At 62.9% G+C, this 15124-nt stretch carries 12 protein-coding genes; 4 read left to right on the top strand and 8 right to left on the bottom strand.

The window, feature by feature from the left end; all coding sequences use genetic code 11:
- The first annotated feature begins 5 nt into the window (after nucleotides 1-5).
- The 3 genes from rhdA (at nucleotide 6) to ACM6IM_RS20040 (ending at nucleotide 3618) form a co-directional block, all read left to right on the top strand.
- A complete protein-coding gene (gene rhdA, locus ACM6IM_RS20050) occupies nucleotides 6-821 on the top strand; it encodes a thiosulfate sulfurtransferase (protein ID WP_414866106.1) in 816 nt (271 codons plus the stop codon).
- Between the two features lie 18 nt (nucleotides 822-839).
- Nucleotides 840-1700: an archaetidylserine decarboxylase gene (gene asd / locus ACM6IM_RS20045; protein ID WP_414866105.1), complete on the top strand. Its 861-nt coding sequence runs from the start codon at nucleotides 840-842 to the stop codon at nucleotides 1698-1700.
- Between the two features lie 130 nt (nucleotides 1701-1830).
- Nucleotides 1831-3618, top strand: a complete 1788-nt coding sequence (locus ACM6IM_RS20040; RefSeq protein WP_414866104.1) for a molecular chaperone — start codon at nucleotides 1831-1833, stop codon at nucleotides 3616-3618.
- Nucleotides 3619-3744: 126 nt separating this feature from the next.
- Here ACM6IM_RS20040 and serB read toward each other — a convergent pair whose 3' ends face one another.
- The gene (serB, locus tag ACM6IM_RS20035) at nucleotides 3745-4959 is read right to left on the bottom strand and encodes a phosphoserine phosphatase SerB (protein WP_192307690.1); all 1215 of its coding nucleotides are present in this window, start codon (nucleotides 4957-4959) and stop codon (nucleotides 3745-3747) included.
- A gap of 135 nt (nucleotides 4960-5094) precedes the next feature.
- On the opposite strand from serB, the gene ACM6IM_RS20030 reads away from it, so the two are divergent.
- On the top strand, nucleotides 5095-6618 hold the full coding sequence (locus ACM6IM_RS20030) for an AhpA/YtjB family protein (protein ID WP_201193705.1): 1524 nt from the start codon (nucleotides 5095-5097) through the stop codon (nucleotides 6616-6618).
- Between the two features lie 240 nt (nucleotides 6619-6858).
- Here the strand turns inward: ACM6IM_RS20030 and ACM6IM_RS20025 are convergent, their stop codons facing one another.
- From ACM6IM_RS20025 to cpdA, 7 genes are all read right to left on the bottom strand, one after another.
- Complete coding sequence (locus tag ACM6IM_RS20025; protein ID WP_192307688.1) at nucleotides 6859-7572, bottom strand: membrane integrity-associated transporter subunit PqiC; 714 nt, start codon at nucleotides 7570-7572, stop codon at nucleotides 6859-6861.
- A 176-nt stretch (nucleotides 7573-7748) separates the two neighbouring features.
- The gene (gene parC / locus ACM6IM_RS20020; RefSeq protein WP_192307687.1) at nucleotides 7749-10016 is read right to left on the bottom strand and encodes a DNA topoisomerase IV subunit A; all 2268 of its coding nucleotides are present in this window, start codon (nucleotides 10014-10016) and stop codon (nucleotides 7749-7751) included.
- Between the two features lie 7 nt (nucleotides 10017-10023).
- On the bottom strand, nucleotides 10024-10548 hold the full coding sequence (locus ACM6IM_RS20015) for a TIGR02281 family clan AA aspartic protease (RefSeq protein ID WP_192307686.1): 525 nt from the start codon (nucleotides 10546-10548) through the stop codon (nucleotides 10024-10026).
- Nucleotides 10545-11534: an esterase-like activity of phytase family protein gene (locus ACM6IM_RS20010; RefSeq protein WP_414866103.1), complete on the bottom strand. Its 990-nt coding sequence runs from the start codon at nucleotides 11532-11534 to the stop codon at nucleotides 10545-10547. The genes ACM6IM_RS20015 and ACM6IM_RS20010 overlap by 4 nt, the downstream gene beginning before the upstream one ends.
- Entirely contained in the window at nucleotides 11534-13438 is a 1905-nt protein-coding gene (gene parE / locus ACM6IM_RS20005) for a DNA topoisomerase IV subunit B (protein ID WP_414866102.1), read from the bottom strand. The genes ACM6IM_RS20010 and parE overlap by 1 nt, the downstream gene beginning before the upstream one ends.
- Before the next feature lie 53 nt (nucleotides 13439-13491).
- Nucleotides 13492-14100, bottom strand: coding sequence for a YqiA/YcfP family alpha/beta fold hydrolase (locus ACM6IM_RS20000; protein ID WP_192307683.1), 609 nt, complete (start codon nucleotides 14098-14100; stop codon nucleotides 13492-13494).
- Nucleotides 14101-14296: 196 nt separating this feature from the next.
- Entirely contained in the window at nucleotides 14297-15112 is an 816-nt protein-coding gene (cpdA, locus tag ACM6IM_RS19995; protein WP_192307682.1) for a 3',5'-cyclic-AMP phosphodiesterase, read from the bottom strand.
- Nucleotides 15113-15124: the final 12 nt, after the last annotated feature.

Genomic DNA, 15124 nt, shown 5'->3' with positions numbered 1-15124 from the left:
CTCACATGTCTGACTTCTCTGGCTTGCCGCTAGTGATCGAACCGAGCGACTTGCTCCCTCGCCTCGACGCCGGTGAACTGATTCTGGTGGACCTGACCAGCAGCGCCCGCTATGCCGAAGGGCATATTCCCGGCGCGCGCTTCGTCGATCCGAAACGTACGCAACTCGGCCAGCCACCGGCGCCGGGCCTGATGCCACCGCAAGCGGCGCTCGAGGCGTTGTTCGGTGAGCTGGGGCACAACCCCGATGCGGTCTACGTGGTCTATGACGACGAAGGCGGCGGCTGGGCCGGGCGTTTCATCTGGTTGCTGGATGTCATCGGCCACTCGCGCTATCACTACCTCGACGGTGGCCTTACCGCGTGGCTGGCGGAAGGCTCGCCGATGTCGATCCAGGTCCCGCCAGCGGTAGGCGGCCCGGTTTCGTTGACCCTGCACGACGAACCCACCGCCACCCGCGAATACCTGCAAAGCCGCCTGGGCGCGGCTGACCTGGCGATCTGGGACGCGCGCGGGCCGCTGGAATACTCCGGCGAGAAAGTCCTGGCGGCCAAGGCCGGACACATCCCCGGCGCGGTCAATTTCGAATGGACCGAGGGCATGGACCCGAGGCGCAACCTGCGCATCCGCACCGACATGCCGCAGATCCTGGAACAACTCGGGATCAGCAAGGACAAAGAAGTCATCACCCATTGCCAGACTCACCACCGTTCTGGCTTCACTTATCTGGTGGCCAAGTCCCTCGGTTATCCGCGGGTCAAGGGCTACGCCGGCTCCTGGGGCGAATGGGGCAACCATCCCGATACGCCCGTCGAGATTTAAGGTTTTAAAGGACAATTAATGAACAAGCGTCTGTTTATCCTCAGCCAGTACCTGCTGCCCCACCATTTGCTTTCGCGACTGGCCGGCTGCATCGCCGAATGCCGCGTGCGCTGGTTCAAGAATGCTTTCACCACATGGTTCGCCAAGCGCTACCAGGTGGACATGTCCCAGGCCCTGGTCGAGGACATCACCGCCTATGAACACTTCAACGCCTTCTTCACACGCGCCTTGAAGGACGGTGCACGCCCGCTGGACGAAACCCCGGGCGCCATCCTCAGCCCCGCCGATGGCGCGGTCAGCCAGCTCGGCCCGATCGAGCACGGTCGCGTGTTCCAGGCCAAGGGCCACAGCTTCAGCGTACTGGAATTGCTCGGGGGTGACCCGGCCAACGCGGCGCCGTTCATGGGCGGCGATTTCGCCACCATCTACCTGTCGCCCAAGGACTACCACCGCGTGCACATGCCACTGGCCGGCACCCTGCGCGAGATGGTCTATATCCCGGGGCGGATCTTCTCGGTCAACCAGACCACCGCTGAAAACGTTCCGGAGCTGTTTGCCCGCAACGAGCGGGTGGCGTGCATTTTCGACACCGAGCGCGGGCCAATGGCCGTGGTGCTGGTCGGCGCGATGATCGTGGCGTCGATTGAAACCGTGTGGGCGGGCCTCGTGACACCACCGAAACGCGCGCTGAAAACCTTCCGCTACGACGAAGCCGCCCGCGCGCCGATCCATCTGGAAAAGGGCGCCGAACTGGGTCGCTTCAAGCTGGGTTCGACGGCGATCGTGCTGTTCGGCCCGGATCAGGTCAAGTGGGCCGAAGAACTGGGCGCCGGTTCGCCGGTGCAGATGGGCCAGGGGCTGGGCCTGCCAAAAGCCTGAACATCCGCCCCGCAGGAGCGAGCTCCTGCGGGGATCGTTGGACCGGCAACACATTGCATCCCCTCATCCCGCCCATAGCTGCTAGAGTCGAACCGTCACTGCCCATTTCCGCCTGGAGTTTGTATACGGCATGGATGAAACCAGTCCCCACCTTCTGTTGCGGGCCCCGACTCCCGCACTGTCGCGCCTGTCGTTCTGCGAGGCCACCCCGCGTGACCTCAAGCGCTGGATCGCCGACTTGCCCAAGGCCAATATCGGCGAAACCGCACGCCGTCTCTATCAGGGCCTGAGCGAGCTCAACCAGTTGCTGACCCCCAGTGACAACCGGCTCCAGCTCCTCGAACTGCTGCGGCCCGAGGTGTACTACGTCTGCAAGCACCTGGAGCGACATTTCCTGCACCAGTCGATCGTCCTCGACGAACGCTCGCGCAAGATCGCCAATCTTTGCCAGGCCCTGCAAAGCCACCTGGCGATGGGCTACAAACAGATTGTCGTGCGCATTGCCCCACGCTTCAGCAAGGACCGCGCACCGCTGCTGACCCTGGCCTTGCAACGGGCGATGCATGGTCTCAACGGCTCGCTGGTGCGCGCCACCGAACTCTATTGCCCGGTTCCGGACGGCCTGTGGCTGGAGCTGCACCAGCTGTATCGAATCGCCTGCACCCATCGCCTTCAGCGCCTGAGCCTGCGTGACGAGCTGGCCAGCCAGACGCAAAACCTGAGCATCGAGCAGACGTACCTGGCCGCCCTGCTGCTGGGCGCCGCCCGCTGCAACCAACTGCGCCAGAGTCAGATCGCGCGGCTCGCCGAAGTCCTGGAGCCCTGGAGCCAGTGGCTCAAGCTGGAACCGCAAGCGTCGGGCACCGGTTTGTTCGCCGTCGCACCGGCGCTCGATGTCGGCCCGCGCTACCGGACGAAATTCCGTCCCGAGCAGTTGGAGAGCCTGCTGGCTTTCGATCCGCAGCCATTGGTCGCCGCCATCGAGGGCCATCTGCAAAACAGCGACAGCCCGACGCCACTGCCCGTACCGGCGGGGCTGAGCCTGGATACGCTGCAACACCTGAGTGCCGCCTGGGGCCAGGCGGTGGAGCGCAGTTTCCAGCGCACGGCCAGTCAGGGCACCTTGACCCTGTGCGTGGGCATGAGCGCGCTGCACTTTTATCTGGGCGGACAACGCCCCTTCAGCGAGATCCTGAAAACCCCGGGTGTCGGCCGCGCGCAGTTCAAGGCCAGCGAGCCCGCCGGACGTGACAAGGATCAATGGCACCATGCGTTCGATGCGGCGCCTCAGGGCACCGCCGATGCGATGCTGCCGTATGAGGAAATCGAGTACCCGCAACTGCAAACTGACGACAGTCACGAACTCTCCGATCACAATCGCCACTTCCCGACCTATGCCCTGCCGGTGATCAATCACAGTCCCGGGGGCTATTGCCTGGCGTGGCCGGGCGAGGTGCCCGCCGAATTGCAGGCGGGCGAAATGGTCGGAATCGAGGATAGCGCCGGGGCCGGCTGGAGCATCGCCGTGGTGCGTTGGGTCCGCCAGGTTCGCGGCGGCGGTACGCAAATGGGCATCGAACAGGTGGCGCCCTATGCCGAGCCTTGCGGCCTGCAACTGGTGCGTACCCGGGACGAACACAGCCACTACCTGCGCGGTCTGCTGCTGCCGGCCATCAGCGCAGTCGACCTGCCGGCCACCCTGCTCGCACCGCGACTGCCCTTTCAGGAAGGTAACAAAGTGCTGATCAACACCAACGGTGAAGAACGCCGGGCCGGCCTGGATCGGCGGGTGGCGAGCACGAACAGCTTCAATCAGTTCGCCTACCGCTCACTGGAAGCGGCCAGAAACGACAACGCCGCAGGAAGCGGCGCCGTCAGTTCGGATGAGAATTTTGATTCGTTGTGGAAGACGCTTTGACGGTAGGCCCCGGGACCGTAGCGCCGCTATCGCGAGCGGGCTCGCTCCCACAGGGGTTATGCGTCGTTCACAAATCCAGCGTGGGAGCGAGCCTGCTCGCGATTGGGCTCGCAAACAGCCGAAGACTCAGAGCTGCCCGTCACGATCGCGAAAGCCCAGCAGATACAGCACGCCATCCAGGCCCAGCGTGGAGATCGCCTGCTTGGCCGATTGCTTGACCAGCGGTTTGGCACGGAAGGCCACACCCAGGCCGGCGATGGCCAGCATCGGCAAGTCGTTGGCGCCATCGCCCACCGCGATGGTCTGCTCCAGGCGCAAGCCTTCCTTGACCGCCAGTTCCCTCAGCAGATCGGCCTTGCGCTGCGCATCGACAATCGGTTCGACCGCGACGCCGGTCACCTTGCCGTCAACCACTTCCAACTCATTGGCGAACACGTAGTCGATGCCCAGCTTGGCCTGCAATTGCTTGGCGAAGTAAGTGAAACCACCCGACAGGATCGCCGTCTTGTAGCCCAGGCGCTTGAGCTCGGCGAACAGGGTTTCGGCGCCTTCGGTCAGGCGCAACGAGGCACCGATCGAATCCAGCACGCCGACATCCAGGCCCTTGAGCAAGGCCAGGCGCTCTTTGAAGCTGGCACGGAAGTCCAGTTCGCCGGCCATCGCCCGCTCGGTGATTTGCGAAACCTTGTCGCCCACGCCGGCCGCCTTGGCCAGTTCGTCGATGACCTCGGCTTCGATCAGCGTCGAGTCCATGTCGAACACCGCCAGACGACGGTTGCGGCGGAACAGTGAGTCTTCCTGGAAGGCGATGTCGACATTCAGTTCCTGGGCCACGTTGAGGAACTCGGCACGCAGCGCCTGCGGATCGGCCGCTTCGCCGCGCACCGAAAACTCGATGCAACCCTTGCCTTTGTCCGCCGGCGTATCCAGCGGCATGCGCCCGGAGAGACGATCGATGTGATCGATGTTCAGGCCATATTTAGCGGTAATCGCGCTCACTGCCTGCAATTGCCCGGCGGTCACCTTGCGGGTCAATAGCGTCACGATGTGGCGCTTCTTGCCCTGGTTGCCGACCCACTGCTGGTAATCCTCCTCGGAGACCGGCGTGAAACGCACCTGCTGATCGAGCTCGTAGCCCTTGAACAGGATGTCCTTGAGCACCGACCGGCCCTGCTCGGTGTCGGGAATTTCAACCAGGATGCCGAACGACAGCGTGTCGTGGATCACCGCCTGGCCGATGTCGAGAATGTTCACACCACCCTGGGCCAGGACGCCGGTAATGGCCGCAGTCAGACCCGGACGATCGGATCCGGTGATGTTTATCAGGACGATTTCGCGCAAGGCGCACCCCCGCAGGTGGAAAAAAACCGCATTCTACCCACTTTCAGTGACCATCGGGCACCGTGAGCGCTTTGCCGGTCTAGGGCCTGTCGCTATACTGCGCGTCAACTTCACGGACAAAAGAGCCGAGCGCAAGTGAACCGGCCCACGCCAGTAAAAACCGATAACTTCTTTCTGCTGATCTTCCGTGCACTGCGCCACCGCCGTGTACCGATTGCATTGCGCATCGCCAGCCATAACGTGATCCTGGTCGCCCTGGCCCTGGTGATCTACGCCTGCGTGATGGGTTTGCAGTTCAAGCAGGCCATGCACGAACAGGCGGATGCCCTGGGCGAAAGCCTGACCACGCAGACGGCCACCTCGGCCACCGAGCTGCTGGTGTCCAACGACATCCTCAGCCTCAACGTGCTGCTCAACAACCTGACCAAGAACAAGCTGGTGGCCCACGCCGCCATCTACAGCGTGGATAACCGCATCCTCGCCGAATCCGGCCAGCGCCCCAAGCACGGCCTGCTGGGCGAAGCCGAGGGCATGTACCAGAGCAAGATCACGTTCCAGGACGTGACCGCCGGGCAGTTGCGCATCAGCCTGGACATGGACCAGTTCCAGCAGCCGATGACCATCAGCCTGCAGAGCATGGGCATTTTGAGCGCCATCCTGCTGGCCCTGTCCCTGGCCTTGAGCCTGCGCCTGGGTCGTCACCTCTCCACACCGCTGCTGCAATTGCGCGTGTGGCTGCGCAATATCGACGAATACACCCCGGCTACCGGCCGTCAGGACGAAATCGGCGACCTGGCGCGCCAACTGCACGCCAACTTCGCACCGGAACCGGCCGAACCCGAGCCCGTGCCGGAACCCGAGTACGACGACAGCGAGTACACCGACGCCGACGATCACGAGCCAGCCTTCGAAGTGCGCAACCTGCGCGACCCGAGCTTCGATGAGACCAAGCCTGTCGCCAGCCTCAGGCCTGCACCTCGGCATATCGTCAGCACCGTCGAAGACGATGATGACGAAGATCCGTTTGCCGATCTGCGCGACGAATCGGCATCGAGCCCCGTGATCAAGCCGCAGGTCTCCAGCGTACCGCAGCACAGCGCGGTGCTGGCCGTGCAATTGGGCGCTCAGGACCAACTGCGTCGCTTGCCCCGGGCACGCCTGGAAGAACTGCTGGAACGCTACCGCGACTGCCTCGATCAGGCGGCGTCGCTGTATCAGAGCGAACTGCACACCCTCAACGATGGCAGCACGCTGATGCTGTTCCACACCGAGGACAGTGGCGACGATTACCTGACCAATGCCATCTGCTGCGGCGAATTGTTGCGCGCACTGGGCCATCAGTTGCAGATCGAAGTCGCCGACAGTGGCATCACCCTGCAATTGCAGCTGGGCCTGACCCTGGGCGATGAGTTGTTCGGCCTGAGCCAGATCGACCTGCTGCTGACCGAAACCGCCCAGGACGCCCTGGCCCTGTCGCAACACAGCCGCAACCTGCTGCTGGTGGAGCGCAGGATCAGCGACGACGCCCTGATTCGTCAGCGTGCGCGTATCCGCCCGATTGCCAGCCCCGAGGGTGCCTGCTGCGTGGAGCGCTTGATGGAGCCTTATCCGTCGATGCTCGAGCGGCAACTGGCGCGGATGCATGAGCGTCGGGCGTAAGGCTTCGGCCCTGCTGTAAAAAAGCCCGCAGACAAGCGATTGTCTGCGGGCTTTTTTGTGGCCTTCACTGGCGTCATCGCGAGCAGGCTCGCTCCCACAGTGGTCGGTACTGGTCACAACACAAAACTCTGTGGGAGCGAGCCTGCTCGCGATGGGGCCAGCATAGACAAACGAGACTTCCAACCTGCAGAAACAACAAAGCCCGCATCGCTGCGGGCTTGGTCTTGAAGCCATCCGGCTTTAGAAGCGGAACACTTCCATATCGGTGCGGATCGGAGCGGCCATCGGGATCTTGGGCTGTTTCTCCTGCTCCGCTGCCGGTGCAACAGGCTTGGCAGCAGGCTTTTTAGGGGCTTCGGCAATCGGTGGCTGGTTGGCCAGTGGCTTGAGCGCTACGGAAAGCTGTTCGGCCAGACGCTGCAACAACACGCCCTGGGCCTGCACCTGGGCCGCAGTGCCGCCGGCATGCTGCTCCTGCAGATGAACGATGCGGTTATCCCGAACCTGACCACGGCGATCGATCAGGCGCCATTGAGCATCCAGGATCGCCGGTTGCGACTCACCCGAGTCCAGCCGCGTGATGGTCAGCAAAACCTGAACGTCCGGGGTGAAGCCGAGGGTCGCCGGGGCCAGCACCACACGCTGGCTGTCCAGGTGACCCGCGACCTGGCGCAACAACAGCTGATCGATGTCGGAGGAAAGGCTGCCAGCCCAACGACCGTCGGTCGAGGCCTGGAGGCTGCCATCCGGTTGACGCTGCAACAGCGTTTCACGTTGCAGGTAGTCCGCAACGACGACCGGGCCCAACAATACCGCCATGCCTGCGGCTTGCGCAGGTTGTGCCGGACTTCCGCTGTCCAGCTGATACAGCGACACCGGCTGGTGAACGCTGCAACCCGCCAGGCCAAGAACGCCGGCGAGCATCAAAATAAAAGGAAGGCGCAGAGCAGTCATCGTCCCATCCAGGTGGTTGCCACAAGGCTAACCACAGTGAAAATACTCAATAAATATGAAGAACGCTCGACCACGCCGGCGCTTGAAAGGCCATATCATCCGTGAATATGCGTTCCGACTCCAGCGCCAAAGCGCCGATCTACGCGTTAAATCGTAGATCGGGCGCTCTAGGACGCCTAATTGAGGTTTTCGACGAGCAGCGCATCCACTCTCTGGAAGCCACGTGGCAATTTGTTACCACGACGCCCACGTTCACCTTTGTAGTGTTCGAGGTCGTCCGCTTTCAGTGACAAGGTACGTTTTCCGGCCTGAAGCACCAGCGTGGCGCCCTCCGGCAAAACAGCGATGTCCGTGACATATTCTTCGCGATTGGCCACACGCTCACCGGAAATACCGATGATCTTGTTGCCCTTGCCCTTACCTAATTGTGGCAGATCGCTGATTTTGAAGATCAGCAGGCGACCTTCGGTGGTCACCGAAGCCAGCCAGTTGTTCTCACGATCGGCCACCGGACGCGGCAGGATCACTTTCGAATTGTTCGGCAGACTCAGCAGGGCCTTGCCCGCCTTGTTCTTGGCCTGGAAGTCTTCACCCTTGACCACGAACCCGTAACCGGCGTCGGAAGCGATCACGTACAGCGAATCGTCTTCAGGCATCAGCACGCATTCGAAACTCGCCCCTGGCGGCGGCGTCAGGCGACCGGTCAGCGGTTCGCCCTGGCCACGGGCCGACGGCAGTGTATGGGCCGCTACCGAGTAACTGCGGCCGGTGGAGTCGATGAACACCGCGTACTGGTTGGACCGCCCGGCCGCCAGCGCCTTGAAACCATCCCCGGCCTTGTAGGAAAGCCCGGTAGCGTCAATGTCGTGGCCCTTGGCGGAGCGAACCCAGCCTTTTTCCGACAGCACCACGCTGACTTTCTCGTTCGGCAGCAGGTCGTGCTCAGTGAGGGCCTTGGCTTCGGCACGCTCGACGATGGGCGAGCGACGGTCGTCACCGTAAGTTTCGGCGTCTTTGAGCAACTCGCTGCGCACCAGTTTCTTCAGTTTGGCTTCGCTACCCAGCAAGGCTTGCAGCTTGGCCTGCTCCTTGAGCAGTTCGTCCTGCTCGGCACGCAGCTTCATTTCTTCCAGGCGCGCCAATTGACGCAGACGGGTGTCGAGAATGTAGTCCGCCTGGATTTCGCTCAGGGCGAACCGCTCGATCAGCGCCGCCTTGGGGTGCTCCTCGGTACGGATGATATGAATCACTTCATCCAGGTTGAGGTAGGCAATCAGCAAGCCGTCCAACAGGTGCAGGCGACGCTCAACCTTGTCGAGGCGGAATTGCAGACGGCGACGCACGGTCTGGACCCGGAACTCCAGCCATTCGACCAGCAGGGCCCGCAGGTTTTTCAACTGCGGTTTGCCGTCCAGGCCGATGATGTTGATGTTGACCCGGTAGCTCGATTCCAGCTCGGTGCTGGCGAACAGGTGCTGCATCAAGGCATCGTGGTCGAAGTTCTTGCGCGCACCGGGAATGATCACGATCCGGCACGGGTTTTCGTGGTCGGACTCGTCACGCAGGTCGGCGATCTGCGGGGCCTTGGAAGGCTTGGCCTGCATCATCGCCGCGATCTGCTCCAGCACCTTGGCCCCGGAGACCTGGTGCGGCAACGCGGTGACGATGATGTCACCGTCTTCGACGTGGTACACGGCGCGCATGCGCACCGATCCCTTGCCGGTTTCATACATTTTCAGCAGGTCGGCGCGCGGGGTGATGATTTCCGCTTCGGTCGGGTAATCCGGGCCCTGGATGTGTTCGCAGAGCTGCTCGACCGTGGCCTTGGGCTCATCGAGCAGGCGCACGCACGCCGACGCCACTTCACGCAGGTTGTGCGGCGGTACGTCCGTGGCCATGCCCACGGCGATGCCGGTGGTGCCGTTGAGCAGGATGTTCGGCAAACGTGCCGGCAACACCAGGGGTTCTTCGAGGGTGCCGTCGAAGTTCGGGCCCCAGTCCGCCGTGCCCTGGCCCAGCTCGCTGAGCAGCACTTCGGAATAGCGCGACAGCCGTGCTTCGGTGTATCGCATGGCGGCGAAGGACTTGGGATCGTCCGGTGCCCCCCAGTTGCCCTGGCCATCGACCAGCGTGTAGCGGTAGCTGAACGGCTGGGCCATCAGGACCATGGCTTCGTAGCAGGCCGAATCGCCGTGCGGGTGGAACTTGCCGAGCACGTCACCGACGGTACGCGCCGATTTCTTGTGCTTGGAATCGGCATCCAGCCCCAACTCGCTCATCGCGTAGACGATGCGTCGCTGTACCGGTTTCAGGCCGTCGCCGATATGCGGCAGGGCGCGGTCCATGATCACGTACATGGAGTAGTTGAGGTAGGCATTTTCGGTGAAGTCAGACAGTGACCGGCGTTCTACACCGTCCAGGCTGAGATCAAGGGAGTCGCTCATGCGGGCCTCATCGGTTCGTTGTCTGGCGCAGCAGCATGGTGCCACCGCGCTGGGTAAATTCAAGTTTGTTCAGCGCGCTCATGCCCAGCAGCACCTGATTGCCGTCCAGGCCGGGCGCGACCAGCGCGCGGACATCGCGCAAGACGATGTCGCCGACCTGCAAGCGGTCGATACGGGTTCGGTAACCCTGGCTCAGACCGTTTGCCGTGCTCAGGGTCACCCCGAAGCCTTCTTCCAGTTTCAAGCGTTTGGCCAGTTCGGCCGGGATCGATACATCCGTCGCCCCGGTGTCCAGCATGAAATCCACCGGCTGGCCGTTGATCTGACCGCTGGCGACGAAGTGGCCCTGCTGGTTGCTGACCAGCTTCACTTCGATGTAACCATCGCCCTGCTGCGAACTGACAACCACATTGGGATTGTTCTGGCGCGCTTCCCATTCGCCGAAGAATCGCGTGGCCAGGAACAGGCCGGCGCACCAGGCCAGGATCAGCAAGACCCGACCGGCGCGCTTGCCTGGCGGTTGCGCAGTCACGGCGCGGCGTTCCAGCCACCGTCAGGCGCGGCAAAGCGCCAGACGATCGGGCGCTTCTCGCCATCGGCGCGAGCCCCTCCATTGTTATCGATGCCGATCCAGGCACCCTCGGCGTCCACGATCAGCGCCTCCGCCAGGCCGTAGTCCTGTGCGTAACGCCGAGGTGGCCGCAGCGCCTCGTCGGCAAATGACCAGCACCGCTCGACCTTGGCCGTCACCGCGTCGCGGCGGCAAATCTCGAACGCATTGCGCTCGAGGGTGAACAGCTTGCCGTTGAACAATGACAGATCGGAAAAATCCCGCGATACCGCCTTGGCTTTGGGAAAGTTCGCCGGCTGCATTTCCACGCCCGCTTCGCTCAGCAGCACACACCCTGCATCGCAATCCCAGACCGTTTGCTGACGCTTGACCAGCAGCAGGCCACGACGTTCGCGCTCCGCCGCCAACCACAATTGATCGCCAGCGGGGTTGATGGCCAGGCCTTCGAACAGCGCGTTGAAGTGCAACAGCATGCCACTGGCGCGCGCCTCACGAACCAGCAACGGCGAGATCTTCAACCAGGACGCCGGCCCGGCTGGCGGCACTTGCAGCACAGCGGCATGAGCTTCGCTGACGAGGTAGCGATTGCCGGCGCTGTCGCAGGTGATGCCTTCGAAATCAAGGTCACCGCCGCGCACGAACGAAGCCACCCAGGTCCGCGAACGCAGGCCCCAGGGCAAACCGCTGTCCGGCACTGGCGGCACATCGATGTGCACGGTTTGCGCCTGCCAGGTTCCGTCACCGGGCTCCAGGCGGTAGATCTGGTCGTCGTCGCGATCGGATACCGTCCACAATTCCTTGCCGCACTGCGCCAGCCCCGACAGATTGCCGCCGCGCATGCCCTCCACGGGATGCTCGGACAACAGGCGCAACGACGGTGCCGGTTCGGCAAACACCGAACCACAGCCCAGAAGTAACGCACACGCCAGGGCAAAGCCAACCCGCATCAGCCAAGAACCTCGGCCAGGTTGCCTTTGGATTCGAGCCAGGATTTACGGTCGCCGGCGCGTTTCTTCGCCAGCAACATGTCCATCATTTCCGACGTCGCGTCAAAATCGTCCAGGGTCAGTTGCACCAGGCGCCGGGTGTTCGGGTCCATGGTGGTTTCACGCAACTGCGGCGGGTTCATTTCACCCAGGCCCTTGAATCGGGTGACCTGCGGCTTGCCGCGTTTCTTCTCGGCCACCAGGCGGTCAAGAATCCCGTCGCGCTCGGCTTCATCGAGGGCGTAGTAGATGTCCTTGCCCAGATCGATCCGGTACAGCGGCGGCATTGCGACATAGACGTGACCGGCATCGACCAGCGCACGGAAATGCTGGACGAACAATGCGCACAGCAGGGTGGCGATGTGCAGACCGTCGGAGTCGGCGTCGGCGAGGATGCAGATCTTGCCGTAACGCAGCTGGCTCATGTCCGCCGCGCCCGGATCGACACCGATGGCCACGGCAATGTTGTGCACTTCCTGGCTGGCCAGCACTTCGCTGCCGTCCACTTCCCAGGTGTTGAGGATCTTGCCGCGCAACGGCAGGATGGCCTGGAATTCCTTGTCCCGCGCCTGCTTGGCCGAACCGCCCGCGGAGTCACCCTCCACCAGAAACAGCTCGGAACGCATCGGGTCCTGCCCGGCGCAGTCGGCGAGCTTGCCCGGCAGTGCCGGCCCCTGGGTAATGCGTTTGCGCTCGACCTTCTTGCTCGCCTTGAGGCGCCGGCCAGCGTTGTTGATCGCCAGCTCGGCAAGCAGCATGCCGGTTTCCGGGTTGGCGTTGAGCCACAGGCTGAACGCATCCTTGACCACCCCGGAGACGAACGCCGCCGCTTCCCGGGACGACAGGCGCTCTTTGGTCTGGCCGGAGAATTGCGGTTCCTGCATCTTCATCGACAGCACGAAGGCGATGCGCTCCCAGACGTCTTCCGGCGCCAGCTTGACGCCGCGCGGCAACAGGCTGCGGAACTCGCAGAACTCGCGCATCGCATCGAGCAGGCCCTGACGCAAGCCATTGACGTGGGTGCCGCCCTGGGCGGTGGGGATCAGGTTGACGTAGCTTTCCTGAACGCTGTCGCCACCTTCGGGCAGCCACAACAGCGCCCAATCCACCGCTTCCTTGTTACCGGCCAGGCTGCCGCAGAACGGTTCGTCGGGCAGGCGTTCGAACTCGCTGACCGCATCGACCAGGTACGAACGCAGGCCATCTTCATAATGCCACTCGACTTTCTCGCCGGTGCCCTTGTCTTCAAAGCTGACCAGCAGCCCCGGGCACAGAACGGCCTTGGCCTTGAGCACGTGCTTGAGGCGGCTGATGGAGAATTTCGGTGAATCGAAGTACTTCGGGTCCGGCGCGAAGAATACGCTGGTGCCGGTGTTGCGCTTGCCGACGCTGCCGACCACTTCCAGTTCGGTTTTCTTGAAACCATCGGCGAAGGTCATCTGGTATTCATTGCCATCGCGCTTGACGCGCACCCGCACTTCGGTCGACAGGGCGTTGACCACGGAAATACCCACCCCGTGCAAACCGCCGGAGAACTGGTAGTTCTTGTTGGAAAACTTGCCGCCCGCGTGCAGCTTGGTGAGGATCAGCTCGACGCCCGAGACGCCCTCCTCCGGGTGAATGTCCACGGGCATGCCACGGCCATCGTCGCTGACTTCCAGCGAGTGGTCGGCGTGCAGAATGACCTGCACCGACGTGGCGTGACCCGCCAGGGCTTCGTCGACGCTGTTGTCGATGACTTCCTGGGCAAGGTGGTTCGGCCGACTGGTGTCGGTGTACATGCCGGGGCGTTTGCGCACCGGGTCGAGGCCCGAGAGGACTTCGATGGCGTCTGCGTTATAAGAGCTAGCGCTGGGAGTGGCCATGGGGTCTCTTCGTCCGCCTGTCTAAAAAGTGATCGATGAAAAAGAGCGAGTGTTCACAGTGCCGTGAAATCCATCGCCCGATACAAATCTGCGCCGATGCCGGCAAAACTCAGCATTGCCGGCAGTTGCGCGGCAAAACCCTGGAAACCATGATCGCCGCCGGCCTGGATACGCAAGGCACACGCCCGGTAATACTGCTCGGCGAGGCGATAGTCCAGTGTTTCATCGCCCGTTTGCAACCACACCTGGTACCGCTGCGGATCCCGGGGCGCCGGCACTTCCAGTTCGGCCAGGGCCGTCACATGGTCGTGGGTCAATTCCCAGGCCTCATCGGTATACAGGTTTTTCTGCGTCCCCAGGAACCCGTCGAACATCCGGTGCGGACTGACGGCAGGGTTGATCAGCAAGGCCTTGAGGCCATGGCGCTCGGCCAGGTGAGTCGCATAGTAGCCGCCGAGTGAGCTGCCGACCAGCAGTGGCCGCCCGAGCTCGGCAATCGCCTGCTCCAGCTGCGCGATGGCCTGGCGTGGATGGTGATGCAAGGCCGGGACTCGCAGATGGCTGCTCAGGCCCAGACGCTCCATCACCTGCATCAACTGCGTGGCCTTTTGCGAGGCGGGCGCGCTGTTGAAACCGTGGATATAAAGGATCGAACCGGACATCTGGACTCCCTGTGTGTCGGGTGAGGAAGGGCGGAGTTTACAGGGAGTCGGGGGAATCGGGGATATCTGTGAAATTCAAGTCGTCTGGACCGACGCCTTCGCGAGCAGACTCGCTCCCACACAGTTTATGAGCGGCTCGGATCCACTGTGGGAACGAGCCTGCTCGCGAAGGCCACGACGCGGCCTTCAGGAATGACTAGTAGCCGTTGGAGCCGTAATCCACCGTGAAATCGAACCCGGTCACCCGCTCCACACCGGTCTCGATCTGCCCGTCCGGCGACAACCGCAGCCAGCGGTAGCCCGGCGCCTGTTCACCGACCTTGAAATCGACACTCCCAGGCTCGAACTGGATGCAGGTCGAGGGCGAAGCGATCAGGCGCACGCCGTTTCGAAACTGATCGATTTCCTGATGCACATGCCCCCACAACACCGCGCGTACCTGTGGAAAACGATCCAGCACGGCAAACAGCGCCTCGGGGTTGCGCAACCCGATCGGTTCCATCCAGGCGCAACCAATCGACACCGGATGATGGTGGAAACACACCAGGTGATGGCGCTCCGGCGCTTCGCTCAAGGAACGCGCGAGCAACTGCAATTGCTCGTCCTGCAGATACCCCGGCACCGACCCCGGCACCGCCGAGTCGAGCAGGGTGACCCGCCAGTTGCCGATGTCCACCACCGGCTCCAGCAGCGCACTCTGCACGGCAGCCTCGGCCATGACCTGCGGCTCATCGTGATTGCCGGGAATCCAGCGCGCGGGCGCATCGAGCGGCCGGGTCAGGTCGCGAAACCGCTGGTAGGACTCCAGCGTGCCGTCCTGGGAAATATCACCACTGGCAATGATCAGGTCGATTCGCGGCTGTTGATGCCTGACCAGTTCGATGACCTTTTGCAGGCTCTGTCGCGTGTTCATGCCCAGCAAGGTTCCGTCGGCTTCGGCAAACAGATGGCTGTCGGACAGTTGCACCAGCAGCGCCGAATCGGCGGTGGTCAATGTGGATACGCTCGGCAAGGCGCTCTCCCA

Origin of the sequence: Pseudomonas sp. IT-P12 (assembly GCF_949767465.1) — a bacterium.
GTDB lineage: Bacteria > Pseudomonadota > Gammaproteobacteria > Pseudomonadales > Pseudomonadaceae > Aquipseudomonas.
Note: the sequence above shows the minus strand (reverse complement) of the source record. Positions and strands in the feature narration are given on the sequence as shown.

What these genes read in the sequence shown, in the direction of transcription:
- rhdA (WP_414866106.1), top strand. Translation starts at nt 6, where the DNA reads ATGTCTGACTTCTCTGGCTTGCCGCTAGTGATCGAACCGAGCGACTTG.
- parC (WP_192307687.1), bottom strand. Translation starts at nt 10,016, where the DNA reads ATGAGCGACTCCCTTGATCTCAGCCTGGACGGTGTAGAACGCCGGTCA.
- ACM6IM_RS20040 (WP_414866104.1), top strand. Translation starts at nt 1,831, where the DNA reads ATGGATGAAACCAGTCCCCACCTTCTGTTGCGGGCCCCGACTCCCGCA.
- parE (WP_414866102.1), bottom strand. Translation starts at nt 13,438, where the DNA reads ATGGCCACTCCCAGCGCTAGCTCTTATAACGCAGACGCCATCGAAGTC.
- ACM6IM_RS20010 (WP_414866103.1), bottom strand. Translation starts at nt 11,534, where the DNA reads ATGCGGGTTGGCTTTGCCCTGGCGTGTGCGTTACTTCTGGGCTGTGGT.
- asd (WP_414866105.1), top strand. Translation starts at nt 840, where the DNA reads ATGAACAAGCGTCTGTTTATCCTCAGCCAGTACCTGCTGCCCCACCAT.
- ACM6IM_RS20025 (WP_192307688.1), bottom strand. Translation starts at nt 7,572, where the DNA reads ATGACTGCTCTGCGCCTTCCTTTTATTTTGATGCTCGCCGGCGTTCTT.
- ACM6IM_RS20000 (WP_192307683.1), bottom strand. Translation starts at nt 14,100, where the DNA reads ATGTCCGGTTCGATCCTTTATATCCACGGTTTCAACAGCGCGCCCGCC.